The organism is Flavobacterium cupreum (assembly GCF_003996965.1).
In the GTDB taxonomy this organism is placed as follows: domain Bacteria; phylum Bacteroidota; class Bacteroidia; order Flavobacteriales; family Flavobacteriaceae; genus Flavobacterium; species Flavobacterium cupreum.
In genome coordinates, this window is sequence record NZ_QWDM01000011.1 from 33,425 (window position 1) to 59,920 (window position 26,496).

The following is a 26,496-nucleotide window of genomic DNA, read 5'->3' on the forward strand; positions in this document are numbered from 1 at the left end:
ATGGAACCAAATTACGATAAAGGGGAACGCTACTATCAGGCTCAGAAAAGAGTGTATGAAATTAAGAAATTTTACCAGCACTTAGCGGTATACCTTCTTTGTAATCCCATTGTAATAGTGGTTAATCTAATGACTTCGCCAGATTATTTATGGTGTTTATATTCCGTAACAGGATGGGCAATTCCGATAATTTTACACGGAATGAAAGCTTTTGGATTTTCACCAATTTTTAATAAAAGCTGGGAAGAACGAAAAATCAATGAGCTTTTGGAAAAAGGAAATACAAAACAAAAGTGGGAATGATGATGGAAACAAATTGTAACAACGATCGTCAAAGATTTGAGTTTCAGCAAATCTTCAGAAAAAAGGCAGTAAAGCTCAGATCCTTTTATATGCATAGTTTAATGTATGCTTCAGGATTGGTAGTTTTTTTATTAAAGGAATATTATGGGGTTCCATTGAACTTCTTTCCATTGAAATATTTAAATCATGTTGTAATGATAATCTGGACTTCAGTGTTTTTATTTTCGGCAATAGATTTATTTCTTTCTTTTAAAGTTTTCGGAGAGGAATGGGAGGAACGTAAACTGAAATATATTTTAGAGAAGAAACAAAAAAAACAAAAATGGGTGTGATCATGGAAATAAATTATAACGAAGAAGACAGATACTATCTTGCAAAAAAGAAAGTAGAAAATATTAAAGGCTTTTATAGTAATCTTACCGCTTTTATCGGGGTAAATATTATTTTGATTATCATTAATTTGTGGACATCTCCACAGTATTTATGGTTTTTCTGGCCACTATTGTGGTGGGGATTTGGAGTTGTTTTTCATGGATTAAAGGTTTTTGAAGTATTTCCGGTTTTAGGTAAAGACTGGGAAGAAAGAAAAATCAAAGAATTGATGGAAAAAGAAAAAGAGAACAAAAACAAGTGGAAATAATATAACTGAACAAAAAAATGGGAAGATTTAGAAGACGTATGTACGAAGAATATGCACACGAATTTAGCACAGACGAAAGCTATAATAAAGCTTACAGAAAAGTAAAAAAAATAAAAGGATTTTACTCGCATTTAAAGATTTATGTGATCGTGAATGCTATTATCATTATTTCAAGTCTGAATAGCAGAGGTTTCATTGGAAATCATTTTGAACTGAGAGGATTCCGCGATTGGGAAATTTATTCGACAGCATTTTACTGGGGTATCGCTTTAGCCATTCATGCCTTTACAGTTTTCGGGCCTGATCTCTTTTTTAATAAAGATTGGGAGGAAAAAAAAATCAAAAAATATATGGATAAAGAAGTAGAGAGTAAGAATAAATGGGAGTAACTTTAAATTTTATTTTTTTTTCAAATTTTGCATATCGATAGATGATCACATTAATTATAGAAGACGAAAAACCGGCTGCAAGATTGTTGCAGCGAAAGCTTGAAAAGTTAGATATTGCTGTAGAAACCATGCTGCACTCTGTAGAAGAATCGATTCATTGGTTTAGCAATAATAAACATCCGGATCTTATTTTCCTTGATATTCAGCTATCAGACGGTTTATCGTTTGAAATTTTTGAAAAAATAAATATTACAAGCGCCATTATTTTTACGACCGCTTATGACGAATATGCCCTAAAAGCATTTAAGCTCAACAGTATCGATTATCTGCTAAAACCTATTGATGAAGATGATCTGGATGTTGCTGTGAACAAGTTTAAAACACGTCTTCCCAAATTAGAAACGGAAACAACAAACCTTCAGCTTGATTTTGAACAAATCAGGAAAATGTTGTCGAATCCTTTTGAAAAGAACTATAAAAAACGATTTACCGTTAAAATAGGACAACATCTAAAAGTGATTACCACCGATGAAATTGAATGTTTTTTCAGCGAAAACAAAGGAACCTACATTCATACTTTCGATAACAGGAACTATTTAATCGATTCGACTTTAGAAATTCTGGAACAGGAACTGGACATGAAAGATTTCTTTCGTGTCAGCAGAAAGTTTATTGTACCGCTTCAGGCGATAAAGGAAATTCAGGTGTATACCAATTCGCGTCTAAAAGTTATTTTACCCTCTTATAAAGAAGATGAGGTGATTGTAAGCCGCGAAAAAGTTCAGGATTTTAAAGGCTGGCTGGGATAAACCGAATGTTAAAAGTCAACCAATAAAAAAAATCCTTCGTACTGAAGGATTTTTTTATTTTTCTTATTTACTCAGTCTGTGCAAAGTATAAGTCATAGCACTTAAAAGAAAGAATGCCATTATTTGGTGGATCAGTCCCAATGCCAGCGGAACACTATACAAAAGGGTAAAAACACCCAGTGCAAACTGAATGAAAACAAAAAGAACTAACGTTTTTATCCCGTTTTTTTGCGTTATGGAAAGGGGGAATTTTGTGCTTTTGTAATATAAAAACAGAATAATGGCGACTACAACATAGGCAAAAGTCCGATGTACAAACTGAACACCGCTTTTTCCTTCAATTAAGTTTTTTACCAGGCTTGACTGTTCAATAAAAACAGAGTCATGTATAAATTGCCCGTCACTCATTAAAGGCCAGTGATTATGGATTAATCCGGCATTTAAACCTGCTACAAATCCACCATAAATAATCTGGATCAGCAAAGCAACCAGGGCAAATCTTCCGATATTGCGAAGCGGCACTATTTTATTGAAATTTCTTTCCGGATATATTAAGTCAAGAGCAACCCACAATGTATAAGCAAAAGTGATAAATGCAAAAGTAAGGTGTAAGGATAGTCTAAAATGACTTACATCCGGATTGTCAATTAGTCCGCTGCGAACCATAAACCAGCCCAGAAAGCCCTGAAACCCGCCCATTGCCAAAAGAACGATACACTTTTTGACAGTCGCACGATCCAGCTTTTTCCTGATGAGGAAATAAACAAAAGGAACAAAGAAAACCAGTCCGATGATACGGCCAATAAAACGGTGGAACCATTCCCAGAAATAAATGAATTTATAATCAGATAGTTGAAAATCGTTATGGATATTAATTTTCTGATATTCAGGAAACTTTTTATATTGTTCAAAAGCTTCATTCCATTTTGCATCTGTCAGAGGAGGAAAAGTGTCGGTGACCAAATGCCAGTCGGTCATTGATAATCCTGAATTGGTCAGACGTGTAATACCGCCTACGACCACCATTAAAAACAATAAAACACAACCGGATAGTAACCAAATAATTACTGATTTATTCTCTTTTTTCATTATGTAAATAGTTATTCTTAAACTTTTTTCAAACCTAACTTTTCAGCTTTTTTCTGCATAAAGGCGAAAGCAGCGTCATATTCATTTGGAATTTCCCCTTCGAGAATGGCTTCTTTAATGGCTTCTTTCAAAACACCGATTTCCCGTGAAGGTTTTAGATTATAATATTCCATAATTTCTTCTCCGGAAATTGGCGGTTGGAAATTACGGACATGGTCCCGTTCTTCCACTTCAACAATTTTCTTGCGGACGATCTCGAAGTTTTTATGGTACTTTTTAAACTTTGACGGATTTTTGGTTGTAATATCGGCTTCGCAAAGTGTCATTAAATTTTCTACATCTTCTCCCGCATCAAAAACGAGACGGCGAACAGCACTGTCGGTTACGATATCCTGGGCCAGAACAATTGGGCGCGAGCTCATGATCACCATTTTCTGCACAAATTTCATTTTGTGATTTAAAGGCATGTGCAGGCGTTCAAAGATTTTTTTAGCCATTTTTCCACCGAGAAATTCATGTCCGTGAAAAGTCCAGCCTTGTTTTTTATTGAAACGTTTAGTCGGTGCTTTTCCGATATCGTGCAGCAAAGCCGACCAGCGCAGCCAGACATCATCGGTGTTTGGACAAATATTATCGACAACTTCAAGCGTGTGATAAAAGTTGTTTTTATGAGTGTGGCCTTCAATCTCTTCTACCTGGTTCAACGCTGTTAATTCAGGTAAAATAAGATCTAAAAGTCCGGTTTTATATAAAAGTAAAAATCCAACAGAAGGTTTTTCAGTCGAAAGAATTTTGTTTAATTCATCTACAATTCTTTCTCCGGAAATAATATTTATTCTTTCGGCATTTTTGGTAATTGCGTCTAATGAATTTTCTTCGATCTCAAAACCCAGCTGAGTGGCAAAACGAATGGCACGAAGCATACGCAACGGATCGTCAGAATAGGTAATACTGGGTTCCAAAGGTGTTTTGATGACTTTGTTTTCTAAATCAGCCAGACCACCAAAAGGATCAGAAAGATCGCCAAAAGTTGTTTCATTTAAGGATAAAGCCAAAGCGTTAATGGTAAAATCACGACGATTCTGATCGTCTTCCAGAGTTCCGTTTTCAACAATTGGGTTCCTGCTTTCAAAATTATAGGATTCTTTTCGGGCACCAACAAATTCAATATCCGTATCTTCAAAACGTAACATAGCCGTTCCGTAAGTTTTAAAAACCTGAACTTTTGGTTTTTTAGGAAGTAATTCAGATACTTTTAAGGCCAGTTCGATTCCGCTGCCCACCGCTACAACGTCAATGTCTTTTTTAGCACCACGGTTTAAAAGCAGATCACGGACAAAGCCGCCGATCACGTAAGTGTCAACGTTTAGTTCCTTAGAGGCCTGCGAAATAATTCCGAAGATTTTATGTTGTAAAGCTGTTTTATAATTTGTCTGTATAGCCACGAATTCAAGAATTTTAAATAGAGCGTTGATTTCTGAAGAGAATCGAACGCCTGCAAATTTACAACATAGAAAATGCCTATTATAATCTATTGCTCACTTTTTTGAAGAAATTCACAGTTTGGAGCGGTGAATTTTGTGAAATAAAAAAAGGTTGCGGTGAATTCCACAAATTTTCACGAATCATACTGCACTTCCAAAAATAAAAATTAGCGGAAATTCGTGTCATTGATAGCAAAAAAGCCGGTAAAGGGGAATTATGGCAGTATCAAACAAATCAATTGCAATGCTGTTTTTTTAGCAATTCAATTTGTATTTTTGAATCACATAAAAATGCACAAATGAAAATTGTTATATCGCCTGCGAAGTCATTAAATTTTGAAAAAGAATTGCCCACTGCAAAATATACCGAACCCGCTTTCCTAAAAGAAGCCCGTCAGGTTCACAAAGTTTTAAAACCTAAAAAACCAGCCGATCTAGCGGAACTCATGTCGATTTCCGAAAAACTGGCCGACTTAAACTGGCAGCGAAACCAGGAATGGAAAACGCCTTTTACGCCCGAAAATGCACGTCCGGCAATTTATACTTTTGATGGTGATGTTTATACCGGTTTAGATGCGTATACGATTCCGTTGGAAAAAGTCGCCGTTTTACAAAACAAACTAAGAATTTTATCGGGGCTTTATGGTGTTTTAAAGCCATTGGACCTCATGCAGGCCTACCGTCTCGAAATGGGAACAAAACTGCCCATCGGAGAGCATAAAAATTTGCATGATTTCTGGAAAGGACCCGTTACAAAAGCGTTGAATAAAGAACTGTCAAAAGGGGAGCTGTTTGTAAATTTGGCCAGTAACGAATATTTTTCAGCTGTTGATGTGAAAGCTTTAAAAGTGCCTATAATTACGCCTGATTTTAAAGATTATAAAGACGGAAAACTTAAGATAATCAGTTTTTTCGCTAAAAAAGCAAGAGGAATGATGGTGCGTTATATTATCGATACCAATGCTGAAACGGTTGATGACTTAAAAGTGTTCAATTATGAAGGATACCAGTTTGATGCAAATCTTTCAGAAGGAAATCATTTGGTGTTTACGAGATAGGTTTTTTTTTGAAGGTTCAGAGGTTCAAAGTTGCAAAGATTCAGAGGTTTTTTTTAGGGTCTGAGTTACTGAGGGGCTAAGCTGCTAAGGTTTGGTTATTTATCAGATAGGATTTTTGAAGGTTCAGAGGTTCAAAGTTGCAAAGGTTCAGAGGTTTTTTTGTAGGGTCTGAGTTACTTAGGGGCTAAGGTACTAAGGTTTGTTGCCTCAATTATAGTAAGGCTTTCGGTTTGGAATTTCAATAGCCTACAGCTTTAGCTGGAGAGACTTATTTGAATTCAACAAAGGCTTTAGCCAAACTTCTGATTTAAATAGTATTTCATTCTGAAAATTAAAATAAAAAAGCCGGGTTCAATTAAGAGCCCGGCTTTCCGTATTATAAATCAATTATTATAATTATTATTAATGCATCGCATCGGCGGGATTAATCTTGTTTTTTCCTTTCTTGATGAAAAGAATAATCGGTATACAAAATAAGAACATTATTCCTAAGTACATGAAAATATCTATGTATGACATTACGGTACTTTGTTTTAAAACGGCGTAATCTATGGCCTGATAGGCTTTTTTAAGGGCAACATCGGCACTGTAGCCTTTAGCTTCAAAAGCTTTTTGCATTCCTATGATACGCTGTTGAACCTGATAGTTTGCAGGGTCTATATTCGTGAGTAAATTTACTCTGTGCTCCTGACTGAAACGGGTAATAAAAGTGGTAATGATGGCAATACCAAATGAACCTCCCAACTGTCGCATCATTCCGGTAAAAGCGGCTCCTTCACCAATATGTTTTCCTTTTAAAGTGGAAAGGGAAAGCGTCGTAATAGGTACAAAAAGTAATCCTAAACCAATTCCTCTCAAAATTAAAGGCCAGTACATATGTTCTACACCGGTATCAGGTGTAATTCGGGTTTGCATCATAAAGGTAAAGAAGAAGAAAACTAAAAATCCTACTCCAACCATATAGGCCTGCGGTACTCCTTTCTGAATCATGTTTCCTACAAATGGCATCATGATCGCTGTTGTAATCGAACCCGGAATTAATAATAATCCGGCATCAGTTGCTGTCCATCCTAAAATGGACTGCGTATAAATCGGGATAATCAGGGTTGATCCGTATAAACCGAAACCAAGAATAAAACACATTATGGTTCCAATTCGTAAGTTTCCGTCTTTTAAAACACTTAAGTTTACAATCGGATGTTTATAGGTAAGTTCTCTCCAGATAAATAATACTAATCCCAAAACGGTAATAACACTTAGGGTTACTATAAGCGAATCGTTAAACCAGTCGTCTTGTTGCCCGTGTTCTAAAACGAATTGTAAAGAACCAATAAAAGAGGCTAATAATATAATTCCCCACCAGTCAACCTGATTTGCTTTTAATTTTTCTCCATATTTCGGGCTTCTTACAAAAGTAATGGCCAGAATGGTAGCAATAATTCCCAACGGAATATTGATATAAAAAATATACGGCCAGGAATAATTATCTACTAAATATCCTCCTAATGGCGGACCTAAAGTTGGACCAACAATTACACCCATTCCGTAAATAGCCTGTGCCATCCCACGTTTTGCTATGGGGTAACTTTCGGTAATAATAGTTTGTGCTGTTACCAGCAATGCACCACCACCCATACCCTGAACAAACCTAAAAGCAACTAATTCCCAAATATTACTGGCATTACCACACAAAAAGGAACAGACTGTAAATAGTATGATAGAGGCCACAAAATAATTACGTCTTCCAAATTGCTGTGATAGCCAGCTCGTCATCGGTATTACAATAACATTCGCAATGGCGTATGCTGTAATCACCCAGGCCACATCAGTCAAAGTAGCACCAAGGCTACCCCGCATGTCTGTTAGTGCTACGTTTACAATGGTCGTATCAACGATTTCAAGCAAGGCACAAAGTACTGCTGTAATCGTGATAATGACACGTCTGTAACCGTATTCTACTAAATCATCATCTCCTTGTACTGCTGCTGTCATTATATTATTTTAAATGTACGTCTACATCAACATTCATTCCCGGACGTAATAATTTTACTTTCTCAGGATCGTTTGATTCATCTAAACTGATTTTTACTGGTAATCTCTGAATCGTTTTTACGAAGTTTCCTGTTGCATTATCAGGAGGTAATAAAGAAAAACGGGAACCTGTAGCTGGTGAGAAAGAGGTTAGAGTTCCTTTAAATTCATAGTTCGGGTAAGCATCAACTTTTAAGCTTACTTTCTGACCCACAACCATTTTATTTAATTGTGTTTCCTTGAAGTTAGCTACAACCCATGCTTCCGTATTATTGATGATATAAAATAAGGATTGTCCCGGCTGTACCAGTTGTCCCGGCTGAATATCAACTTTAGAAACCTGACCGTCAATAGCGGCAGTTACAACAGTGTAGGTAAGGTTTAGTTTTGCTACATCCAGCATTGTTTTTGCTTTTTTGATGTTGGCAGAAGCCACTTCAGTTTGTTTGTCAGAAACTTTAGATTTGGACTGAATTACTGATTTCTGAAAAGAACTTGCTCTTTGTTGTTGTTCTAAAACACGTACCTGATTTTCAGCTTCGTCTTTTGCAGTCTGAGCCTGCTCAAATTGCTGTTTTGTAATCGTATGTGTTTTATACAAATTATTGTAACGGTTGAAATCATTTGTAAGCTGTCTTAGTCTGATTTTTGCGCTTTCGATAGAACCACCTGCGGATCTCATTTGAGCATCAGAAACAGAAATACTTGCGTAAGCACTTCCAATATCAGCTTTAGCAGCTTCGTATTGACCTTCAGCTCCTAAAAGGGCCGCATTTGCTTCGTCAATTTTCAATTGGTAATCTCTTTTGTCAATTGTAAATAAAGTATCTCCCTTTTTTACAAAATCATTATCTTTTACATAAACCTTGCTGATATAACCGGATACTCTTGGGATAATCGGGTTCATTTTTTTCTCGATCTGGGCATCATCTGTCTCTTCGTGACCTTGTGAATGCATGTATTTTGTTATTCCGTAAGTTCCGCCCACTAAAACCAAAACGGTTAGTATAATGATGAATTTAGTATTTGTTTTTTTCTTTTCCATGAGAGCTATCGATTATATTTTAGAAAGATTGAATGATTGTGATAATTGTCCTGATACTGACAGTAATTCGTAATATTTTTGAATAATGGCTGCTTTAGATAAAGCGGTGTTTATTTTGGCATTAAGTTGTTCAACGTCAGCTTCCACCAGGTCATTGGTATCCGATAAGCCATTATCAAATTTGTCTTTTACAAGTCTGTAGTTTTCCGCTGCCTGCTGAAGCGCTTCGTCATAAACCACACTCTGATTTATTGCTAAGCTGTAATCTTCAATAGATTTCTGAACTTCTACTTTAATTCGGTCGGTCATAACCGCTTCCGTATTTTTTACTTCAAGTGCTTTGCTTTCAGCCTCACGTACATGAGCGCTGTTTTTCAGGATTCCGGATAAATCATACGTTAAGCCAACCCCAAAATTCATGGCGTATTTTACGGTAATAATATCTTTAAGGTCTAACGCCGTATAGCCACCCAATAAGGCAAGAGAAGGATAATATCCTGATTTTGCAACTCTAATATTGGCCTCACTGGCTTTTTGCTGAAAACGAATAGCTTCTAAATCTTTTCTGCTTTCAAGGGCTAAAGCATCTGAAGTCGGCGCATTAGTCGTTTTTAAATTGAAGAAATCAGATTCATTCACCTGAAGTTTTACTGTCGGATCTAATTTTAATAAGGTAGTCAGGTAAAAATTAATGTTATTGATGTTGTTATTCGCTTCATCAATAGATAATTTCGTTTTGGAAACCAATAACTGCGCTTTCAGTAAATCATTTCTTGGAATGATTCCGTTTTTCTCCAGTTCCGTAAAATCAGTTACACGCTGTTGTGCCTGTTTTTGATTTTCGTTTAAAAGATCTAGTGTTTTTTGAGCTTTGTATAAAGCAGTGTAATAGGTAATGACACGTAAAGCAACATCTTCTTTAGTCTTCGCTGCGTTGGCACTTTCAGCCTCATACAGATTGTCGTAAGCTTCTATACTGCTCTGAATTTTAAATCCTGAAAAAATCGGAAGACTCAGATTGGCCATACCAAACATTGCGCGATCCGGAGAAGCCATTGGCTCTGCACTTGCTTCGTCATTGTGCATGTCGATGGAAGCTTTTGTTAACCTTTGGTACTGCCCTTGAATTTTTAAATCAGGGTATTGGTTGTTTTTAACCGTTTGTAACTCATATTTTCTTGAGTTTACCTTAGTGTTGGCAAGAGTAACTTCGTTACTTTTTTCCCAGGCCAGTTTAACGGCTTCGTCTAAGGTTAAACTTGTTTTTTCTTGTGCTTCTATTGATGATATTCCGATAAAGAAAATCCCAAAGAGCATTAATTGACTAATTTTCATAAACAAGTAGCGCTTTTATAGTTTGTTGAATGTGCTTTGTAAGACTGTTTTTAATATAATCGTTGTATAACGTTTCTGTATTTAAATTTAAAAGTTCCTCAAAGAAAGGTTTGTTCATGTGAAAGTGAAAAAAAGTTCCCATTATCGTCGGAGTGATCAATGGAATAATGACGTCTTTTCTGAAAATCCCTTTTGACTGGCCTTCTTTCACGATTGTTTCCAGTGATTTTAAGTTCCCTTTTTTTAATTCAGTGAAAGCGGCGAGATTTTCTTCTCTTTTTTTAGAAGTAAGTTCAAAATGTAAAATCCTGTAAATCCCTCTGTTACAATTGATTCTGTTGATGTAAATTTCGATTAATTTATTGACTTTATCAAGAGGTTCCAGATTTTCGTGCAATAAAAGTTCGATTTGCAGTTTTAAGTCAGAAGTTTTGTATAGAAGTAAAGCCTCCAGTAATCTTTCTTTAGAACCAAAATAATACGAAACCATGGCAATATTAATTTTTGCCATTTTCGATATATCCCGTATGGATGTACCCTCAAATCCTTTCTCGGAAAATAGCTTTTCCGCGACCTCAAGGATCTGAATTTTTTTATCGTTTAATTCGACTTTAGACATGGTATCATTTATAATCGGGTACAAAATTAAACAGGCGTTTAATTTAAACGCTTGTTTAATTTATTTTTAACACAATATTAACAGAAAACCATGTAGTTAGTTTTAGGGTTAAATAATCTCTTTAATTAATTAAATTTATTCTAACGCTAAAATAAAGTAATAAATAAATTGATACAAAAATTTACGAATACTTAAGAATCTGTCTCTTGTTAATTCCACCTTTTTGTCAGTATAAAATGGAAGATTTTTCATTGTTTTAAATTTTGAGTCTTCATCTGTAGCTTCATGTATCTCTTCTAATTGCCTCATGTGCTTATCAGATAAAACACCTTTGTTATGAAGAAGAGCATGTCGAATAATTCTATATTCTTTATATCTGTCAAAAGTTTCCTTAATGCGTTTTTGAGGATTGCTTTTATCTTCAATTCCTGTTTTATTTATAAAGTAGTCTATAAAATTGTCATTAGTCCATGCGTTTCTAATTCTATCAGAAATTTGTTTTTCAGTAATTGAGTTTTCATATTCCTGAAGTATAGTTTCATATACATCCTCAAAGGCAGCATCAACAACACTTACTGAATTTAAAACATAATATTCAAATATTTTTGTAGGAACTTCTTTTGAATATTTTTCTATTAAAAGATTGTTAGTAAGTTGCTCCTCTATTTCTGGCTTCAGTCGAAGATCTTCATGTATATTCGCGGTTGTAGACAGGAGAATTTTGCGATCGGGGTCATTATACTTTTCTATTGCTAGATGACAGGCATTTAGCATTAATGCGCTACTTGTATAATCTTTTAGAATTTTTATTGAAGTTACTGTAAGTATACCTTGTATTTTATTTTTGAGTTCTGTTGTCATAATTATATTTTAAGCTGTAAATAGCATTTCTTAGCAAAAATTTTATTATATAAGAATTGTATGTAAAATTTATTTAAAAGATAAACTTAATTTATTAAATCTACACAAATATTTCTCTGTTATTAATTCTCAAAATAAAAAACGACATCTAAATTTTAAACGTCGTTATAATTTTTATAATAGAAAGAGAACCTATCGGATCCCTCCAACAAATTCCGAAATTTTTCCAGAACCAATTTCACTCAAATGTTTAATAAAACCACTTCCGATAATAGCGCCTTTGGCAAATTTGGTGGCCTGGTTAAAAGTCTCCCTATTCGAAATTCCAAAACCAATGATTTGTGGATTTTTCAGGTTCATGCCTGCAATTCTTTCGAAATAATCTACCTGAACATTTCCAAAACCGGATTGGGAACCTGTAACACTTGCTGAACTTACCATATAAATGAAGCCATTTGAAACGCTGTCAATAAAACGAATGCGCTCGTCTGACGTTTGCGGGGTAATCAAAAACACGTTTATTAAACCGTATTTTTCGAAAATAGTTTTGTATTCGTCTGCATAAACATCAACCGGAAGATCGGGAATAATCAATCCGTCAATACCGATTTCCGCGCATTTTTTGCAGAATGCCTCAATGCCATATTGTAACATCGGATTGAAATAACCCATAATGATCAATGGGATTTTTACGCTTTCGCGAATGTTTTTCAACTGATCGAAAAGAATTTGTGTTGTCATTCCGTTATGAAGGGCTTGTGTTGAACTTGCCTGGATGGTTGGTCCGTCTGCGAGAGGATCGCTGAAAGGCAAACCAATTTCAATTAAATCCACTCCGTTTTTTTCCAAATCCTGAATGATTTGAACCGTATCGTTTAAATTAGGATATCCCGCCGAAAAATAAATAGAAAGGATTTTCTTATCTTCCTGTAATTTTTGAGTTATTCTGTTCATTTTATATTTTTTTATTTGCTCCTGACAGATATTTTATAACCTTACAGGGTAATTATTTATTTTTTTGCCACAGATTAAAAAGATTTTAATGATTTTTTGAGAATTTAATCTGTGAGAATCAGTGAAATCTGTGGCATTCTTTTTCTAATTGATAATGACCTGACTCATCCAGTTATCATTTTGATTTTCTACAATTAAAAGGCCGGAATCTGAATCGTTCATTTGTGCAACAAGTTCTCCGTTGTTATTCCAGAAAGCACTTTTTCCGCCTGAAGGATAGCCCCAGGATTCGCCGCTGAAATTAGACATCAGAACATTTATTTTATGTTTTTGGGCATAACTTTGTAAATCACGGTATGCATTTGGAATCCCGTTTGGCGTAAAGAAAATACTGGCGATATAAACCGAAGTTTCTTTTTTACCGGCATTTTCAGCATGCAGCGGATTGTCTATGTCGGCACAAATAGCAAACGAAATTTTATGATCTTCAATCGTAATCATCGGATTATAATCGAAAGAAGGCTGGAAAAATTCGTCTTCTCCTTCATGTAAAAATTGCTTGGTATATATCGACACCGAATTATCCGGAAAAATAATAAATTCACCGATATACAATTCTGATTCATTCTGAATGGGGGCGCCCGCAACAATGGTAATATTATGATCGACCGCCAGTTCTTTTAAATGATCTATCCTGTAATCGTCTTTTGTAAAGGCCAATTCCGCTGCATTTTCTCTTTCGTAACCTGTAATAGACAATTCCGGAAACACAATTAAATTGGCGCCTTTTTCTGCAGCAAGTGCGATCAAACGATAATGATCCAATAAATTAGACCCGATATCTCCTCTTTTTGGCTTTGTCTGTGCTGCTGCTAAAATCATTATGATGTATTATTTTTTAATATTTATGGGTTGAGGTTTCTCGATTTTTAACTTTCAATGTAAATCCATGCCGTTACGCCTGATTTCAGTTTGATCTGAACTCTTTTGTAGGCATTAGATTCGAATAAATCTGCTTTTGCCAGATCTTTGCTGGATATCGTATAGACGATTCCTTTGATAAAATCGGAAGTATTTTCGCTGGGCATGGCTACAAAATAATCTGTCATTCCAAATTCTTCCTCTATTTTTAAATCCTTTAGTTTATAACCTGTCAGCTGGTCCGGTGTTCCGGGCAGGATCTTATTAAAAACCTGCATCTGAATTTCTTTTGACTGTAATGTTCCGTAAGAAAATAGCTGTTCCATAAATAGTGTTTTGTGTTGTTATTGGTCTGCGGCGATAACGCCCAAATTACAACTTTTATTATAATTTAAAATATTCGATATAATTGTCTAAATCTTTGTCACCGCGACCTGAAAGACTGATTACTACGACATCGGCTGGTTTGAATTTTTTCTGGTCCAAAACGGCAAACGCATGAGCACTTTCGATCGCCGGAATAATTCCTTCTAATTTTGTTAATTGTAAACCGGCGTTCATTGCTTCGTCATCGGTCACGGAAAAGAATTCGCCACGGCCTGTTTGTGCCAAATGGGCGTGCATTGGACCGACTCCCGGATAATCCAGACCGGCAGAAATAGAGTAGGGCTCTGTAATTTGTCCGTCCGGAGTCTGCATCAAAAGTGTTTTGCAGCCGTGAATAATACCTACTTTTCCTAACTTGCTCGTTGCAGCACTATGACCACTGTTGACGCCTTTTCCGGCAGCCTCAACAGCAATGATACCTACTTCAGGCTCGTGTAAAAAATGATAAAAAGTTCCCGCTGCGTTGCTTCCGCCACCAATACAGGCGACTACGTAATCAGGATTTTCGCGTCCTTCTTTTTCTTTCAGCTGCCATTTTATTTCTTCTGAGATAATACTCTGAAAACGGGTTACCATATCCGGATAAGGATGGGGACCAATGGCAGATCCGATAATATAATGCGTGTCAACCGGATTGTTAATCCAGTCACGGATGGCTTCGTTTGTAGCATCTTTTAAGGTTCTTGAACCCGAAAGCGCCGGACGCACTTCTGCGCCTAACATTTTCATTCTTGCCACATTCGGAGCCTGGCGCGCAATGTCAATTTCGCCCATGTAAACAATGCAATCCATTCCCATCAAGGCACAAACCGTTGCTGTTGCCACACCATGCTGACCTGCGCCGGTTTCTGCAATAATTCGTTTTTTGCCCAGACGTTTGGCAACGAGTATTTGCCCAATAGTGTTGTTGACTTTATGTGCTCCGGTATGGTTTAAGTCTTCTCTTTTCAGATAGACTTTGGTATTGTATTTTTCAGACAGACGTTTGGCGAAATAAAGCGGACTTGGACGTCCAACGTAATCTTTTAGCAATTGGTTAAATTCTGCTTTGAAATCCGGTTCAGCGATAATTTTTAAATATTGCTGGCGTAACTCTTCTACATTTGGATACAGCATTTCGGGGATGTAAGCTCCCCCAAATTCGCCGTAGTATCCTTTTTCGTTAACATTATAGTTCATAATTTATCTGTTTTTTATTTCCTGGAGACGGGCGCGTACTGATGCACTGGCGTGCGTCTCTACATAGGCCTCTCTGCACAATTTTATATTTTTTAATCCGGGTTCAATCTCAAATTTACTGTTTATATCAATGGCATAAATGGGTAACTTAAGTTTTTTTATCATCGGTATTTCATCGATTCCGATACCGCCGCTTAAGAAAAACGGCTTCTCCGATTTGTATTTTTCTAATATCGTCCAGTCGAAAGCAGTTCCGTTTCCGCCTGGTAATTTTCCTTTTGTATCAAATAAAAAATAATCGCATAACTTTTCAAAAGGAGTTAAAATATCGAAATCAAAATCTTCACCAACGGAAAAAACTTTTATGATTTCAACTTTCGCATCAATTTTGCCATCGATTTTCTTTTTTAATTCCTGACAGAACTCAACGGATTCATTTCCGTGCAGCTGAACAGCCTGTAAATGATATTTGTTGACCTTCGACATGATATAATCGACAGTGGCATCTACAAAAACACCTGTTTTTTTGATTGTTTTGATCAGTTCCGGAATCGTTCCGTCAAAATAGCGAGCGGATTTTTCGTAGAAAATAAACCCCATATAATCGGGCAGGACAGCTCCCACTTCGAGAATATTATCGGGATATTTCATTCCGCATATTTTTAGTTTCATTTTTTTTTTAATGCTTTAAGCTGTAAGCTTTACGCTTTAGGCTAATTATAGTAATGTTGAGAAAAGGCTTTATGCTTTAAACTTTAGGCAGTAGGCTAATTTTAATAATGTTGAGAAAAGGCTTTATGCTTTAAGCTTTAGGCAGTAGGCTAATTTTAATAATGTTGAAAAAAGCGTATTGCTTAAAGCCTACAGCCTAAAGCTGTCTAATAAATTCCCTTGCGGCCTTTCCCGCATTATCGGTTTTCATAAAATTTTCCCCGATTAAAAAACCGCTATACCCATAAGGTCTTAGTTCCGAAATAGCTTCAACCGATGAAATGCCGCTTTCGGAAACTTTTACAAAATCATCCGGAATCCGGGAGGCCAGCTGTTTGCTGAAATCCAGGCTTACTTCGAAGGTTTTGAGGTTTCGGTTGTTCACGCCAATCATATCAAGCGTTGGCATAATCGATTTTTCTAATTCTTCCTGATTGTGAACTTCGAGTAAAACTTCTAAACCTAGCTTTTTGGCGAATCCGGACAATGATTTGATTTCTTCGCGGGTTAATACCGCGGCAATCAGTAAAATCAAATCGGCTCCAAAAGCTTTGGCTTCGAGAATCTGATATTCGTCTACAATAAATTCTTTTCGCAAAAGCGGAATATTTACTGAAGCTCTTGCTAAAATTAAATCATCGAGTGAACCGCCAAAATACTTTCCGTCAGTTAAAACAGAAATTCCGCAGGCACCTGCACTTTCATATCCTTTTACGACTTCTTCCACAGTAAAATTATGATTTATAACTGATTTTGAAGGGGAGCGACGTTTGTGTTCTGCAATAATCCCGGTTGTACTTTGTCTTAATTTTTGACTTAAGGAGATTGTCTCTCTTTCAAAAAATACCGAATTTTCCAATTGTGAAACCGGAATGATCGATTTTTTAAGGACAACTTCCCGTTGTTTATCGAAGATAATTTTATCTAAAATATTCATGGTTATTTTTTGTTTCAGGTTTCAGGTTTCACGTTCCAGCAACCTGAAACCTGAAACTATTTTTTTACTTGCTTAATTCTTTCAGTTTGTTCAATACTTTCAATCCTTTTCCGGAGAATAAACTTTCTTTCGCCTGTTTAAAACCTTCCTGTGGAGAACATTTTGTTACCGTTGCAATCGCCATTGCCGCATTGGCACAAACCACATTGTTTTGGGCTTCGCTTCCTTTTCCGGAAATGATACTGGTAAACATTTCTGCTGACTCTTCGATGGTTCTTCCGCCCTCGATCTCGCTTTGTGCTAAAAGGCGAACACCAAAATCATCCGGTTTTAGCATGCCTTCCATAGTACTGGTAATGATTTTTGTCGGACCGGTTAACGAAATTTCATCATAACCGTCAAGCGAGTGCAGGATGGTAAAATTAACTTCGGTATTCTGGTATAAATAAGCATACATTCTGGCTAATTCTAAATTGAAAACACCTACCAATTGATTTTTAGGAAACGACGGATTTACCATTGGTCCTAACATATTGAAGAATGTTTTTACGGCCAGTTCTTTTCTGATCGGCCCCACATTTTTCATTGCCGGGTGAAATAAAGGTGCATGCAAAACGCAAATTCCGGCCTGATCGATACATTTTTCCAAAAAGTCAGGATCATTGCTAAATTTAATGCCCATTTTTTCCATGACGTTACTGGATCCGGAAATAGAGGAAACTCCGTAATTCCCGTGTTTTGCCACTTTTATTCCGGCTCCCGCAGCAATAAAGGAAGCTAAAGTCGAAATATTGAATGTATCTTTTCCGTCACCACCGGTTCCGCATAAATCGATCGTATTGTAGGCCGATAAGTCAACACGGATGCATAATTCCAATAGTGCTTCACGAAAACCGGAAAGTTCGTCTATCGTAATACTGCGCATCATAAACACAGTTAAAAAAGCTGAAATCTGACTCGGATTGTACGCTCCGCTTGAAATATTAATCAATACCGTTTTTGCTTCTTCTTTGGTAAGCACTTCGTGGTTGATTAATTTATTTAATATATTTTTCATTTTTTTGAGGTTCTAAGTTTTCTGCTACGACTGTAAACTGAGACTGAGACTGTCTGCTTTTTCAATGTTCATTTCCCTGATAAATCCACATGGGTTCTGTTTTTCCTGCACGCTCAAATCCGTTCTTTTTATAAAAGTCAACAGCCCTTCCGTCAGCGGTTAACATTTGCATGTGAAAGTGACTGTACTTCTCCTGCATTTTATCCATAATCAGTTTCCCGATTCCTTTTCCCTGATATTCTGGAAGCACTAATAAATGCGGATAATAAACCGTTAAATATCCATCAGAAATCGCATTGCCAAGCCCAACCAGTTTTTCCCCTTCCCAGGCGGTTATTAACGTTTCGGAATTCAAAAGAGCGTTATACAATTCGTTAGGTTTATTGGCCGAACTCCATTCGTTTTCTTTATAGAGTACTAATATGTCTTCGAGATTAATTTCTTTGGTTTCTAAAATTGCTATGGTCATTTTTTTGAGGTTCTAAGTTGCTGAGAGGCTAAGTTTCTAAGATTATTTGTTCCATTTTAACTGATACTAATCCGATAGCTATCGGGAAAGACTGAATACTGAGACTGTAAACTGTCACTAACTCTTTATCCAGTTCTCCAAAATCAATTTTCCTTTTGGCGTCAGGACACTTTCCGGATGAAACTGAACACCTCTTACGTCAAAAGTTTTGTGTCTCAGCGACATGATTTGTCCGTTTTCGTCTATTGAAGTTGCTTCAAGAACTTCAGGCAAATTGGCATCCACTACCCAGGAGTGATAACGGCCTACTTCAAATTCATTTCCTAAACCTTCAAACAGGATTTCATCGGAAACTACTGTTTTGACGTTGGTGGCAACGCCGTGGTAGACTTTGTCAAGATTAGAGAGCGTTCCTCCAAAAACTTCTCCGATTGCCTGTTGTCCCAGGCAAACGCCTAAAATGCTTTTGGTCGGGGCATATTTCTGAATTACTGCTTTTAATAATCCTGCTTCATCCGGAATTCCCGGTCCGGGCGAAAGCAATATTTTATCGAAAGAAGCTATTTCGTCGATATCAAACTCATCGTTTCTGTAAACCGTAACTTCACAATTTAAATCTTCTAAATAGTGCACTAAGTTGTAAGTGAAACTATCGTAATTGTCTATAACTAATATTTTTTTCATTTTTATTTTTTTGTTTCAGGTTTCAGGTTTCAAGTTTCATTTTCCAATAACTTGAAACCTGAAACAAAGAAAACCTGAAACTAAATTTTTATTTTTCTCTAACGTACTTCTCGACTATAATGCGGTCAATACCTAATTTTTCTACTTTTTCTATTCCTTTCTGAATCAGCGTATCATTTTTAACTTTTACTACAAATTCAAACTTGTTGTTTTCCCATTGGCGGTTACTAAAATATTCCAGGTTTTCGGTATACATACTGTCTTTCAACGTATATTTTCCGCCTCCGCCAAAAAATACTGCGGCTGTTGAATCTTTGCCGTTATTTAAATCATGATTGAAAAAAGCAAAGTGCGAATCGTTTATAATTTTAATCATTTTTGTTTTCGCATTAAAAGTCGAAAAAGTCGAATCTTTCTCTGTGGTTTCTGCCGATATCAAACGCCAGGTTCCTTCAATAGCGTTTTGTTTTTTATCTGAAGTACAAGCCGAAATGGTGAGTATTAAAATTAAAAGTGATAGTGCTTTTTTCATGATTTTTATGGTTGGTTTTTTTTGTTTCAGGTTTCAGATTTCAAGTTTCAGGTTGTGACTGTGACCGCGACTAATCGGGAGCGACTGAACACTAAATCTGCTCTGCCATTTCAAGTGCTGTATGCAACGCTCGTAGCTTGTTATAAACTTCCTGCATTTCGCTTTCCTCGTCTGAACTTGCCACGATTCCGGCGCCTGCCTGACAATGTAACTGGTGGTTTTTACTAAGGAAAGTCCGAATCATGATCGCGTGATTAAAATTGCCTTCAAAATCCATGAAACCGATGGCTCCGCCGTAGAAATTACGGTTGGTTTTTTCGTAATCTTCGATCAATTGCATCGCTCTGTGCTTTGGTGCACCGCTTAAGGTTCCTGCCGGAAAAGTATCAGCAACCACCTGCATAGTAGTCGCTTTTTCATGTAAATGGCCTGTCACTTTTGAAACTAAGTGAATGACATGCGAGAAAAACTGAACTTCCCTGTATTTCTCCACGTTTACATCGTGACCGTTTCGGCTCAGATCATTTCGGGCCAAATCGACTAACATCACGTGTTCACTGTTTTCTTTTTTATCTTCCGAAAGTTCTTTGGCTAAAAGTGCATCGCGTTCGTCATTCCCGGTTCTTTTGAATGTTCCGGCAATCGGATGAATTTCTGCTTTTCTGTTTTTTACGATAATCTGAGCCTCGGGAGAAGAACCGAATATTTTGAAATCTCCGTAATCAAAAAAGAATAAATAGGGAGAAGGGTTTATGCTTCTTAAGGCTCTGTAAACATTAAATTCATCTCCTTTGAAACCTTGGGTAAAACGACGGGATAAAACCAGTTGGAAAACATCGCCACGGAAACAGTGTTTTTTGGCCAATGCTACATTGTGTTTGAATTCGGCATCCGTCAGATTCGAAAATCCTTCGCCTTCTTTACTGAATTTATAAGAGGCAATATTTCTCGACTGCAGCAATTGTTCAATTTCCGAAATATTGTTTCTTCCGTCTACGCTGTGGCAGAAGATATAAGCTTCATTTTTGAAGTGATTAATGGCGATAATATTTTGATACACGGCATAAAAAACATCCGGAATGGAAGTTGCGTTGTCTTTTTTGGCAATGTTTACTTTTTCGAAATAACGAACAGCATCGTAGGAGATGTATCCAAACAAACCATTGTTGATGAATTTAAAATCATTTTTCTCCGATTGAAACTGACTTGAAAATTCCTGAATTACTTCGGGAATATTGGTTGAAGCAGTTATGGAAATGGCTTCTGTAGTTCCGTCAGGGAATGTTTTTGAGATTATTTCGTTCTCAATTTTAATCGTAGCAATCGGATTACAGCAGATATAAGAAAAACTGTTGTCGTTTCCGTGGTAATCACTACTTTCCAATAATAAACTATTGGGAAACTTATCCCTGATTTTAAAATAAATGCTCACCGGCGTTATAGTGTCTGCCAGAATTTGTTTGTAGTGTGTGTTGAGTATAAAAGGTTTCAATGTATTTCGTTTTTTTATAGTTTACTATTTTTCATTTAGATTGTGACCAAAAAAAAAGGCTTGTCGTGATGACAAGCCTTTTATATTTATAGTTTTACAGTACCATAGGAAGCTTTGTTCACGACGTTTGACGTAAATTCTTCCACCACCAAGTATTGTTTAAAATTGTTCTCATTTCTTTTTTTTGTTGGGACAAAGATATAAATGTAATTTGGATTACAAGACATAAAATTTCAAAAAAATCTTTTCTAAATTTAGAAATTTGTTAAATTCTAAAAGAGTAAAGGACTTTTAATTGCTTAGTTTCCAATTGCAATCGTGTTGTTTTGGTTCGCTCTGAAATCCGGACTTCCCTTGATATTTGGCGTGGTAAACAACTCGCTGTTCTTCATTTTTGTGTATCCGATTCCGAATTCAGGTTTATTATACCAATTTTCAATAGCCGGGGTTGTACCACTCGATTCGCTTGTAATTCCGCCATTACAATTGTTTACAATGACGTTTTTAAAGGTGATTTTAGCTAAGTTGGCATCACTGTTTCCGATATTTTCTTCCAGTAAGGCAAAAGGAGTAAAGCCCGACACAATACTGTTGCTTAAGTTAAAAAGGGTATTCTCTCTCACATAAACAGCTTCTCTTACCAATCCCTGATTATTTTCCTCAAGATTTACAAGTGTAATATTGCTGGCATTAATACGGGTCAGTTTTTTGCTCATATCGGTATTTTGAATTTTATCATAAGAATCTACCTCAAAACATCTCGATCCCGAAACATCTGAAGAGAAAGGATGACGGATCGCAATACTGTTGCTGATATTGATCTGGGCTCCCTGGGTAAAATCAAAATCATCATCAGTAGTGCGGTATGAAACTAAGTTGCTCATATTAATATCTCCTCCGTAACATTCGAAAGAATCATCATTTGAAAAGCTAATCTGAATATTGTTTAAAATCGTTTTTCTGCCGACCCCGGCTAAAGAAAGTCCGTTAAGTTCTTTCAGGGCGCTTAATTTTCGTCCGGCATATTCGATACGTACATATTTCAGGATTCCGGAATTGTCTTCTGCATCGGAACCACCATAGTGATTTAACATCGGTTCCAGGTCAAATGGTAAAGTGTGCAAACCTCCAAGGGTATTTATCGGTGCTTTTCCCAAAATGATTATACCTCCCCAGTCGCCCGGTTTTCGTTCTGTTTTTTCTTTATTTGTAGTAAAAACAATCGGATCTGTTTCTAAGCCTTCGGCCATAATTTTTGAACCGTTTGTGATCACCAGCGTTCCGCAGCTTTTATCGTCTCCGCGAATCACGGTTCCCGGTTCGATTGTCAAAGTCGCATTATTGGTCACATAAACCACACCCACTAACTGGTAGGTATTGCGTTTTAAGAGTTTGGTATCTTTATCGATTGTTCCGGCAATTATATTGGTAGCTTCGTTATATTCGTTAGCGACAGGTTTAAAATTGGTCCAGTTGTTCATCCAGTTATTGGTTCCAATAATTCCTTTGGTTTGTTGTTGGGCTTGTAGAAAAAAACTGCTGATAAGGGTAATAAGGACAAATTGTACTTTTGTTTTCATAACTATTTGATTTCTAGTTTTTGATTTTTTTAATTACCCAAAATTAAGAGGCGCATGTTAATCAAAACCGCGATCAGTATTACCAAAGTGTTAGGTGAATATTAAGAACGTTATTTTTTTGAATATATAGCAAAAAAGAAACCCCAATAGCATAAACTATTGGGGTTTTCTGAATATTGTGAACTAGTAAGCCTGAAATATTAGAATTTTAAAGCTACAGCCAATTCGAAATCGTCATTGATAGTTTTGTCTCCTAAGTTTTCGAAGAAGTTACCAGAGTTGTATTTGATATCGTATTTAGTTCTGTCAACTTTGAATGCAGTAGTTGCAGTGTTTCCAGCTACAGCGATGTCAAAAGTTACTGGTTTAGTGATTCCTTTGATCGTTAAATCAGCAGTTACAGTATAAACGTCAGTAGTTTTAGCTCCGATAGTTTTGAAAACTAATTTTGCTGTCGGGAATTTGTCAGTTCCGAAGAAATCGTCAGCTTTAAGGTGACCGTTTAATTTTCCTTGGTATTCTCCTGTTAAGTCAGTTGCAGTTAAAGAAGTCATGTCTACAGTAAAGCTACCGCCAACTAATTTTTTTGCTTTGAAAACTAAAGCACCATCTTTGAAGTTTACTGTTCCGGAGTGCTCTCCTGTTACTTTTTTACCTACCCATTTGATAGTAGATGCTTTTACATCGATTTTCTTTGTTTGTGCGTTTACTGAAACGCTAGCCACTGCTACGAATAATGCTATTGCAATTGTTTTTAAATTTTTCATGTTGTTAAAATTGATTTTGGATTAATATTAATTATAGTTTGATAAATAATTCTTCTTGTGATTTTCTAACTTTGATATGATGCTGCGCTTCATCTGCATCATCTCTGTATCCTACAGTGGCAATAACCGAAGCGTTTAAGCCTAATTTGTCTAAGCCTAAGATTTCATTAAATGCAGCAGCATTAAATCCTTCCATTGGTGTTGCATCGATTTTTAATTCGGCTGCAACACTTAATAAATTGCCTAAAGCGATATAAGTTTGTTTGGTCGTCCACGTATTTTTTGCGTCAGCTGGCAAACCTGCGATCATACCTTTCATCATGTCGCTGAATCCTGCCAGAGCTTCAGTAGGAACCCCTCTTGTTTCGCTGATATTTTTAATGTAATTGTTTACGGTTTCATCACCCACATTTACGTCATTTGCAAAGATAAATAATTGCGAAGCATCTGTAATCTGCGTTTGCCCGTAAGCAGCCGCTTTTAATTTTTCTCTTATTTCCGGATTTTCAACGATAACAACTTTATAAGGTTGTAGTCCGTAAGAAGAAGCGCTTAATCTTACCGCTTCTTTTATAGTATTCAAATCAACATCAGAGATTTTTTTGGCAGCATCAAATTTTTTTGTAGCATATCTCCAATTTAGACTTTCTAAGTATGTGCTCATAATCTTAAATTTGTTTATTGGTTCGGTATTTTTCTAATAATATATTTAATAATTCTAATTCTTCCTTACTTATATTTTCGGCAAATAAACGCTCGTGTTCATCTACTTTCGGATCTAATTCCTTTAAAACATCCAGTCCTTTCTGGGTGATGGCAACTTCTATTTTTCGTCTGTTGCCCGGACAAACATTCCGGGTTACGTAATCTTTCAGTAAAAGTTTGTCAACCAGTCGGGTAGTGTTACTTGTTTTGGCCAGCATACGTTCCTGTATCATACACATATTGGCAGGATTTCCTTTTTGGCCTCTCAATATACGCAGTACATTATATTGCTCTCCGGACAAATCATACGGTCTTATCAACTCGTTGAAATGATCCTGAATCACATTTTGTGTGTACATGATATTCAGAATAACTTTCTTCGCATTATCCATCTTAACTGTACTTTTTATAACCTCTTCAATTGTCATAGTCGTAAGTGTATAATTTGTATATACAAATGTATAACTTTTGATAGTTGTATATACAAATGTTATGTTAATTTTTTGTTAATTAAATTAACGGGTATTTTTTAATTTCACTAACTCTATAAAATTAGTATAAAAGTAATGCAAAATTTGATTGAAATAAAAGTTTAAAATTCAAAAATCTAAACTCAGAAATCTAAAATAGAGTAGGGGCGTGCCACCAGACCGATGAGAGGGCAAATTTACCTGGCGATTATACGCCCTCTCATCGGTCTGCTGTCGGGCTATACGCTCCGTTGCGGCGGACTGCTTCTATCCCTCACGCGGGTGTACGATACGAGAAAACCCGACAGGTTTTTAAACACTGTCGGGTTTCTCGTCATAACTGACTTTATTTATTTTAAGCTAACTTTTTCTCGTACGCTCTTCGTGCCGCCCCTCTAAAATAGACTTCACCACAATACGTATAGTTTAGTTTGTCTAGGATTTTCAACATTGGAGTGTTATCAAAGTTAGTATCTACCTTAATACTATACACTTTCTGTTGGATTGCTAAATCTTCTGTTTTTTGAAAGAGTTTTGTAGCGATACCTTTTCCTTTTGCCAGTTTTGAAACGGCCACACGATGTACCACAACATAATCACCGTTAGTAAGCCATTGGCCTTCTATTTCTTCGTAAGCGGGTTCTATGTCGAAAATAATGGCTGCGTAACATAAAATGGTTTCGTTTTCGGTAAGAACGTAGCCAAAACCAGTATTGATGTCATTTGTAATTGAAAGTTCGTTTGGATAACCGTCTTGCCATTGTTTGCTTCCTTCTAAACGCCTTTGTTCGATAGCATCTTGTATAATTTCCCAAATTTGAGGTACTTCTGAAAGATTTGCTTTTCTTAATTGTAATTCTGTTAAGCTCATTTTTTTAATCTAACTATTTAAGGTATTAATGAGGCAGTTTGTCTTTAATAAGACCATAAAACCAGGTGCCTGCAATGGCACTGACCAGAGTGACCACAATTACAGTAACTACGGTCCCGATTTGCGCAAACAAAGGCCCGGGACAAGCTCCTGTCAATACCCAGCCAAATCCGAACATTAGTCCGCCATAGATTTGTCCTTTATTAAAGGTCTTCGGCTGAATTTCTATTTTTTCGCCCTGAATGGTTTTAATATTGAATCTTTTGATCAGCTGAACGGATATAATTCCGACAACGACCGCGCTGCCAATGACACCGTACATAAAGAAGGATTGTAATTGAAACATTTCCTGAATGCGGTACCAGCTGATGATTTCTGCTTTTACGAAAATAATTCCAAAGAAGATTCCAACGATACCATATTTCAGGTTTGATAATGCGGAATCTTTCAATTGGCTTCCGTTGATTCCTTCTGTGTCTGTATTTTGATTTTCTAAATGATTCATTTTTGAAATTTTAAAGTGAAAGAATATAAGGTAAAATCAAATTGGCCATAAAAAAACCGCCAATCATAAAACAGATGGTCGCAACTAATGAAGGCCATTGTAAATTTGAAATTCCCATAATTGCATGTCCGCTCGTACAGCCACCCGCATAACGTGTTCCAAAACCTACTAAAAATCCACCGACAACAATCATAATAAAACCGCGAAGTGTCATTAAACTTTCCCACGAGAAAAGTTCTTTAGGCATTAATCCCGAACGATCCGTTATTCCGTAAGTAGCTAATTGCGCTGAAAGTTTGGCGGTAATTTCAACCGGATTTGGATTTGAAAGAAAATAAGCTGCAATCACTCCGCCAAGGAAAATTCCGAAAACGAAAAATAAATTCCAGCTTTCTTTTTTCCAGTCGTATTTAAAGAATGAAATATTTGCCGGAATACAAGCCGCACAAATATGTCGCAAAGAGGAACTGATTCCAAATGACTTATTGCCGATCAGCAACAAAACAGGTACAGTCAACCCAATCAACGGACCCGAAACGTACCAAGGCCATGGTTCTCTCAAAATTTCTATTATGCTCATTTTTTACTATTAGAATTACTTAATTAATAAAC

At 36.4% G+C, this 26,496-nt stretch carries 31 protein-coding genes; 6 read left to right on the plus strand and 25 right to left on the minus strand.

The features are described 5' to 3' along the window. The 5 genes from D0817_RS16575 to D0817_RS16595 are packed head-to-tail and all read left to right on the plus strand — an operon-like array spanning position 1 to position 2,141. Positions 1-303 carry a 2TM domain-containing protein gene (locus tag D0817_RS16575; protein ID WP_127339494.1) on the plus strand — a complete coding sequence of 101 codons (303 nt, stop codon included), beginning with the start codon at positions 1-3 and terminating at the stop codon, positions 301-303. Between the two features lie 2 nt (positions 304-305). Then, a complete protein-coding gene (locus D0817_RS16580; protein ID WP_127339619.1) occupies positions 306-635 on the plus strand; it encodes a 2TM domain-containing protein in 330 nt (109 codons plus the stop codon). Positions 636-637: 2 nt separating this feature from the next. Further along, positions 638-943, plus strand: coding sequence for a 2TM domain-containing protein (locus tag D0817_RS16585; protein WP_238160897.1), 306 nt, complete (start codon positions 638-640; stop codon positions 941-943). Positions 944-960: 17 nt separating this feature from the next. After that, positions 961-1,332 carry a 2TM domain-containing protein gene (locus D0817_RS16590; RefSeq protein WP_127339496.1) on the plus strand — a complete coding sequence of 124 codons (372 nt, stop codon included), beginning with the start codon at positions 961-963 and terminating at the stop codon, positions 1,330-1,332. A 41-nt stretch (positions 1,333-1,373) separates the two neighbouring features. After that, positions 1,374-2,141, plus strand: coding sequence for a LytR/AlgR family response regulator transcription factor (locus D0817_RS16595; RefSeq protein WP_127339497.1), 768 nt, complete (start codon positions 1,374-1,376; stop codon positions 2,139-2,141). Between the two features lie 63 nt (positions 2,142-2,204). On the opposite strand, the gene D0817_RS16600 is transcribed toward D0817_RS16595, so the two are convergent. Together D0817_RS16600 and D0817_RS16605 are read right to left on the minus strand one after the other, a co-directional pair. Beyond that, positions 2,205-3,230 carry a COX15/CtaA family protein gene (locus tag D0817_RS16600; protein ID WP_127339498.1) on the minus strand — a complete coding sequence of 342 codons (1,026 nt, stop codon included), beginning with the start codon at positions 3,228-3,230 and terminating at the stop codon, positions 2,205-2,207. A 17-nt stretch (positions 3,231-3,247) separates the two neighbouring features. Then, the gene (locus D0817_RS16605) at positions 3,248-4,675 is read right to left on the minus strand and encodes a CCA tRNA nucleotidyltransferase (protein WP_167470952.1); all 1,428 of its coding nucleotides are present in this window, start codon (positions 4,673-4,675) and stop codon (positions 3,248-3,250) included. Positions 4,676-5,013: 338 nt separating this feature from the next. Between D0817_RS16605 and yaaA the strand changes: the two genes are divergently transcribed. Next, positions 5,014-5,772: a peroxide stress protein YaaA gene (yaaA, locus tag D0817_RS16610; protein WP_127339499.1), complete on the plus strand. Its 759-nt coding sequence runs from the start codon at positions 5,014-5,016 to the stop codon at positions 5,770-5,772. A gap of 402 nt (positions 5,773-6,174) precedes the next feature. Here the strand turns inward: yaaA and D0817_RS16615 are convergent, their stop codons facing one another. The 23 genes from D0817_RS16615 to D0817_RS16725 all read right to left on the minus strand — a co-directional run bounded on the left by D0817_RS16615 (position 6,175) and on the right by D0817_RS16725 (position 26,464). Continuing rightward, positions 6,175-7,764, minus strand: a complete 1,590-nt coding sequence (locus D0817_RS16615) for an MDR family MFS transporter (RefSeq protein WP_127339500.1) — start codon at positions 7,762-7,764, stop codon at positions 6,175-6,177. A 4-nt stretch (positions 7,765-7,768) separates the two neighbouring features. After that, positions 7,769-8,848, minus strand: coding sequence for an HlyD family secretion protein (locus tag D0817_RS16620; protein ID WP_127339501.1), 1,080 nt, complete (start codon positions 8,846-8,848; stop codon positions 7,769-7,771). A 12-nt stretch (positions 8,849-8,860) separates the two neighbouring features. Beyond that, positions 8,861-10,183 (minus strand): TolC family protein, encoded by a 1,323-nt coding sequence (locus tag D0817_RS16625; protein WP_127339502.1) that lies wholly within the window; start codon positions 10,181-10,183, stop codon positions 8,861-8,863. Further along, positions 10,173-10,802, minus strand: coding sequence for a TetR/AcrR family transcriptional regulator (locus D0817_RS16630; protein WP_127339503.1), 630 nt, complete (start codon positions 10,800-10,802; stop codon positions 10,173-10,175). The genes D0817_RS16625 and D0817_RS16630 overlap by 11 nt, the downstream gene beginning before the upstream one ends. Before the next feature lie 135 nt (positions 10,803-10,937). Continuing rightward, positions 10,938-11,663: a hypothetical protein gene (locus D0817_RS16635; RefSeq protein WP_127339504.1), complete on the minus strand. Its 726-nt coding sequence runs from the start codon at positions 11,661-11,663 to the stop codon at positions 10,938-10,940. A 192-nt stretch (positions 11,664-11,855) separates the two neighbouring features. Further along, complete coding sequence (gene trpA / locus D0817_RS16640; RefSeq protein ID WP_127339505.1) at positions 11,856-12,617, minus strand: tryptophan synthase subunit alpha; 762 nt, start codon at positions 12,615-12,617, stop codon at positions 11,856-11,858. A gap of 144 nt (positions 12,618-12,761) precedes the next feature. Then, positions 12,762-13,499: a carbon-nitrogen hydrolase family protein gene (locus tag D0817_RS16645; RefSeq protein ID WP_127339506.1), complete on the minus strand. Its 738-nt coding sequence runs from the start codon at positions 13,497-13,499 to the stop codon at positions 12,762-12,764. Between the two features lie 47 nt (positions 13,500-13,546). Beyond that, the gene (locus D0817_RS16650; RefSeq protein WP_127339507.1) at positions 13,547-13,864 is read right to left on the minus strand and encodes a gamma-glutamylcyclotransferase family protein; all 318 of its coding nucleotides are present in this window, start codon (positions 13,862-13,864) and stop codon (positions 13,547-13,549) included. Between the two features lie 58 nt (positions 13,865-13,922). Beyond that, positions 13,923-15,104 (minus strand): tryptophan synthase subunit beta, encoded by a 1,182-nt coding sequence (gene trpB, locus D0817_RS16655; RefSeq protein WP_127339508.1) that lies wholly within the window; start codon positions 15,102-15,104, stop codon positions 13,923-13,925. Between the two features lie 3 nt (positions 15,105-15,107). Next, positions 15,108-15,776 (minus strand): phosphoribosylanthranilate isomerase, encoded by a 669-nt coding sequence (locus tag D0817_RS16660; protein WP_127339509.1) that lies wholly within the window; start codon positions 15,774-15,776, stop codon positions 15,108-15,110. Between the two features lie 196 nt (positions 15,777-15,972). Continuing rightward, on the minus strand, positions 15,973-16,752 hold the full coding sequence (trpC, locus tag D0817_RS16665) for an indole-3-glycerol phosphate synthase TrpC (RefSeq protein ID WP_127339510.1): 780 nt from the start codon (positions 16,750-16,752) through the stop codon (positions 15,973-15,975). A gap of 64 nt (positions 16,753-16,816) precedes the next feature. Next, positions 16,817-17,809: an anthranilate phosphoribosyltransferase gene (gene trpD / locus D0817_RS16670; protein ID WP_127339511.1), complete on the minus strand. Its 993-nt coding sequence runs from the start codon at positions 17,807-17,809 to the stop codon at positions 16,817-16,819. A 61-nt stretch (positions 17,810-17,870) separates the two neighbouring features. Continuing rightward, complete coding sequence (locus D0817_RS16675) at positions 17,871-18,278, minus strand: GNAT family N-acetyltransferase (RefSeq protein WP_127339512.1); 408 nt, start codon at positions 18,276-18,278, stop codon at positions 17,871-17,873. Positions 18,279-18,395: 117 nt separating this feature from the next. Next, the gene (locus tag D0817_RS16680; protein WP_127339513.1) at positions 18,396-18,962 is read right to left on the minus strand and encodes an anthranilate synthase component II; all 567 of its coding nucleotides are present in this window, start codon (positions 18,960-18,962) and stop codon (positions 18,396-18,398) included. 88 nt (positions 18,963-19,050) lie between these two features. Further along, on the minus strand, positions 19,051-19,494 hold the full coding sequence (locus D0817_RS16685) for a hypothetical protein (protein WP_127339514.1): 444 nt from the start codon (positions 19,492-19,494) through the stop codon (positions 19,051-19,053). Between the two features lie 91 nt (positions 19,495-19,585). Continuing rightward, complete coding sequence (locus tag D0817_RS16690; protein WP_127339515.1) at positions 19,586-20,986, minus strand: anthranilate synthase component I family protein; 1,401 nt, start codon at positions 20,984-20,986, stop codon at positions 19,586-19,588. Between the two features lie 299 nt (positions 20,987-21,285). Next, positions 21,286-22,566, minus strand: a complete 1,281-nt coding sequence (locus D0817_RS16695; RefSeq protein WP_127339516.1) for a beta-helix domain-containing protein — start codon at positions 22,564-22,566, stop codon at positions 21,286-21,288. A gap of 200 nt (positions 22,567-22,766) precedes the next feature. Beyond that, complete coding sequence (locus D0817_RS16700) at positions 22,767-23,333, minus strand: YceI family protein (RefSeq protein ID WP_127339517.1); 567 nt, start codon at positions 23,331-23,333, stop codon at positions 22,767-22,769. Between the two features lie 31 nt (positions 23,334-23,364). Then, positions 23,365-23,997 carry an NAD(P)H-dependent oxidoreductase gene (locus D0817_RS16705; RefSeq protein WP_127339518.1) on the minus strand — a complete coding sequence of 211 codons (633 nt, stop codon included), beginning with the start codon at positions 23,995-23,997 and terminating at the stop codon, positions 23,365-23,367. A 4-nt stretch (positions 23,998-24,001) separates the two neighbouring features. Then, positions 24,002-24,466: a MarR family winged helix-turn-helix transcriptional regulator gene (locus D0817_RS16710; protein ID WP_127339519.1), complete on the minus strand. Its 465-nt coding sequence runs from the start codon at positions 24,464-24,466 to the stop codon at positions 24,002-24,004. 397 nt (positions 24,467-24,863) lie between these two features. Further along, complete coding sequence (locus D0817_RS16715) at positions 24,864-25,379, minus strand: GNAT family N-acetyltransferase (RefSeq protein WP_127339520.1); 516 nt, start codon at positions 25,377-25,379, stop codon at positions 24,864-24,866. 25 nt (positions 25,380-25,404) lie between these two features. Next, positions 25,405-25,884 carry a DUF6691 family protein gene (locus D0817_RS16720; RefSeq protein ID WP_127339521.1) on the minus strand — a complete coding sequence of 160 codons (480 nt, stop codon included), beginning with the start codon at positions 25,882-25,884 and terminating at the stop codon, positions 25,405-25,407. Positions 25,885-25,894: 10 nt separating this feature from the next. Beyond that, complete coding sequence (locus D0817_RS16725; RefSeq protein WP_438590673.1) at positions 25,895-26,464, minus strand: YeeE/YedE family protein; 570 nt, start codon at positions 26,462-26,464, stop codon at positions 25,895-25,897. Positions 26,465-26,496 lie beyond the last annotated feature (32 nt).

Bases quoted from the DNA above. Each gene is read 5' to 3' on its own strand.
- D0817_RS16575 (WP_127339494.1), top strand. From the start codon at position 1: ATGGAACCAAATTACGATAAAGGGGAACGCTACTATCAGGCTCAGAAA.
- D0817_RS16580 (WP_127339619.1), top strand. From the start codon at position 306: ATGGAAACAAATTGTAACAACGATCGTCAAAGATTTGAGTTTCAGCAA.
- D0817_RS16585 (WP_238160897.1), top strand. From the start codon at position 638: ATGGAAATAAATTATAACGAAGAAGACAGATACTATCTTGCAAAAAAG.
- D0817_RS16590 (WP_127339496.1), top strand. From the start codon at position 961: ATGGGAAGATTTAGAAGACGTATGTACGAAGAATATGCACACGAATTT.
- D0817_RS16595 (WP_127339497.1), top strand. From the start codon at position 1,374: ATGATCACATTAATTATAGAAGACGAAAAACCGGCTGCAAGATTGTTG.
- D0817_RS16600 (WP_127339498.1), bottom strand. From the start codon at position 3,230: ATGAAAAAAGAGAATAAATCAGTAATTATTTGGTTACTATCCGGTTGT.
- yaaA (WP_127339499.1), top strand. From the start codon at position 5,014: ATGAAAATTGTTATATCGCCTGCGAAGTCATTAAATTTTGAAAAAGAA.
- D0817_RS16615 (WP_127339500.1), bottom strand. From the start codon at position 7,764: ATGACAGCAGCAGTACAAGGAGATGATGATTTAGTAGAATACGGTTAC.
- D0817_RS16620 (WP_127339501.1), bottom strand. From the start codon at position 8,848: ATGGAAAAGAAAAAAACAAATACTAAATTCATCATTATACTAACCGTT.
- D0817_RS16625 (WP_127339502.1), bottom strand. From the start codon at position 10,183: ATGAAAATTAGTCAATTAATGCTCTTTGGGATTTTCTTTATCGGAATA.
- D0817_RS16630 (WP_127339503.1), bottom strand. From the start codon at position 10,802: ATGTCTAAAGTCGAATTAAACGATAAAAAAATTCAGATCCTTGAGGTC.
- D0817_RS16635 (WP_127339504.1), bottom strand. From the start codon at position 11,663: ATGACAACAGAACTCAAAAATAAAATACAAGGTATACTTACAGTAACT.
- trpA (WP_127339505.1), bottom strand. From the start codon at position 12,617: ATGAACAGAATAACTCAAAAATTACAGGAAGATAAGAAAATCCTTTCT.
- D0817_RS16645 (WP_127339506.1), bottom strand. From the start codon at position 13,499: ATGATTTTAGCAGCAGCACAGACAAAGCCAAAAAGAGGAGATATCGGG.
- D0817_RS16650 (WP_127339507.1), bottom strand. From the start codon at position 13,864: ATGGAACAGCTATTTTCTTACGGAACATTACAGTCAAAAGAAATTCAG.
- trpB (WP_127339508.1), bottom strand. From the start codon at position 15,104: ATGAACTATAATGTTAACGAAAAAGGATACTACGGCGAATTTGGGGGA.
- D0817_RS16660 (WP_127339509.1), bottom strand. From the start codon at position 15,776: ATGAAACTAAAAATATGCGGAATGAAATATCCCGATAATATTCTCGAA.
- trpC (WP_127339510.1), bottom strand. From the start codon at position 16,752: ATGAATATTTTAGATAAAATTATCTTCGATAAACAACGGGAAGTTGTC.
- trpD (WP_127339511.1), bottom strand. From the start codon at position 17,809: ATGAAAAATATATTAAATAAATTAATCAACCACGAAGTGCTTACCAAA.
- D0817_RS16675 (WP_127339512.1), bottom strand. From the start codon at position 18,278: ATGACCATAGCAATTTTAGAAACCAAAGAAATTAATCTCGAAGACATA.
- D0817_RS16680 (WP_127339513.1), bottom strand. From the start codon at position 18,962: ATGAAAAAAATATTAGTTATAGACAATTACGATAGTTTCACTTACAAC.
- D0817_RS16685 (WP_127339514.1), bottom strand. From the start codon at position 19,494: ATGAAAAAAGCACTATCACTTTTAATTTTAATACTCACCATTTCGGCT.
- D0817_RS16695 (WP_127339516.1), bottom strand. From the start codon at position 22,566: ATGAAAACAAAAGTACAATTTGTCCTTATTACCCTTATCAGCAGTTTT.
- D0817_RS16700 (WP_127339517.1), bottom strand. From the start codon at position 23,333: ATGAAAAATTTAAAAACAATTGCAATAGCATTATTCGTAGCAGTGGCT.
- D0817_RS16705 (WP_127339518.1), bottom strand. From the start codon at position 23,997: ATGAGCACATACTTAGAAAGTCTAAATTGGAGATATGCTACAAAAAAA.
- D0817_RS16710 (WP_127339519.1), bottom strand. From the start codon at position 24,466: ATGACAATTGAAGAGGTTATAAAAAGTACAGTTAAGATGGATAATGCG.
- D0817_RS16715 (WP_127339520.1), bottom strand. From the start codon at position 25,379: ATGAGCTTAACAGAATTACAATTAAGAAAAGCAAATCTTTCAGAAGTA.
- D0817_RS16720 (WP_127339521.1), bottom strand. From the start codon at position 25,884: ATGAATCATTTAGAAAATCAAAATACAGACACAGAAGGAATCAACGGA.
- D0817_RS16725 (WP_438590673.1), bottom strand. From the start codon at position 26,464: ATGAGCATAATAGAAATTTTGAGAGAACCATGGCCTTGGTACGTTTCG.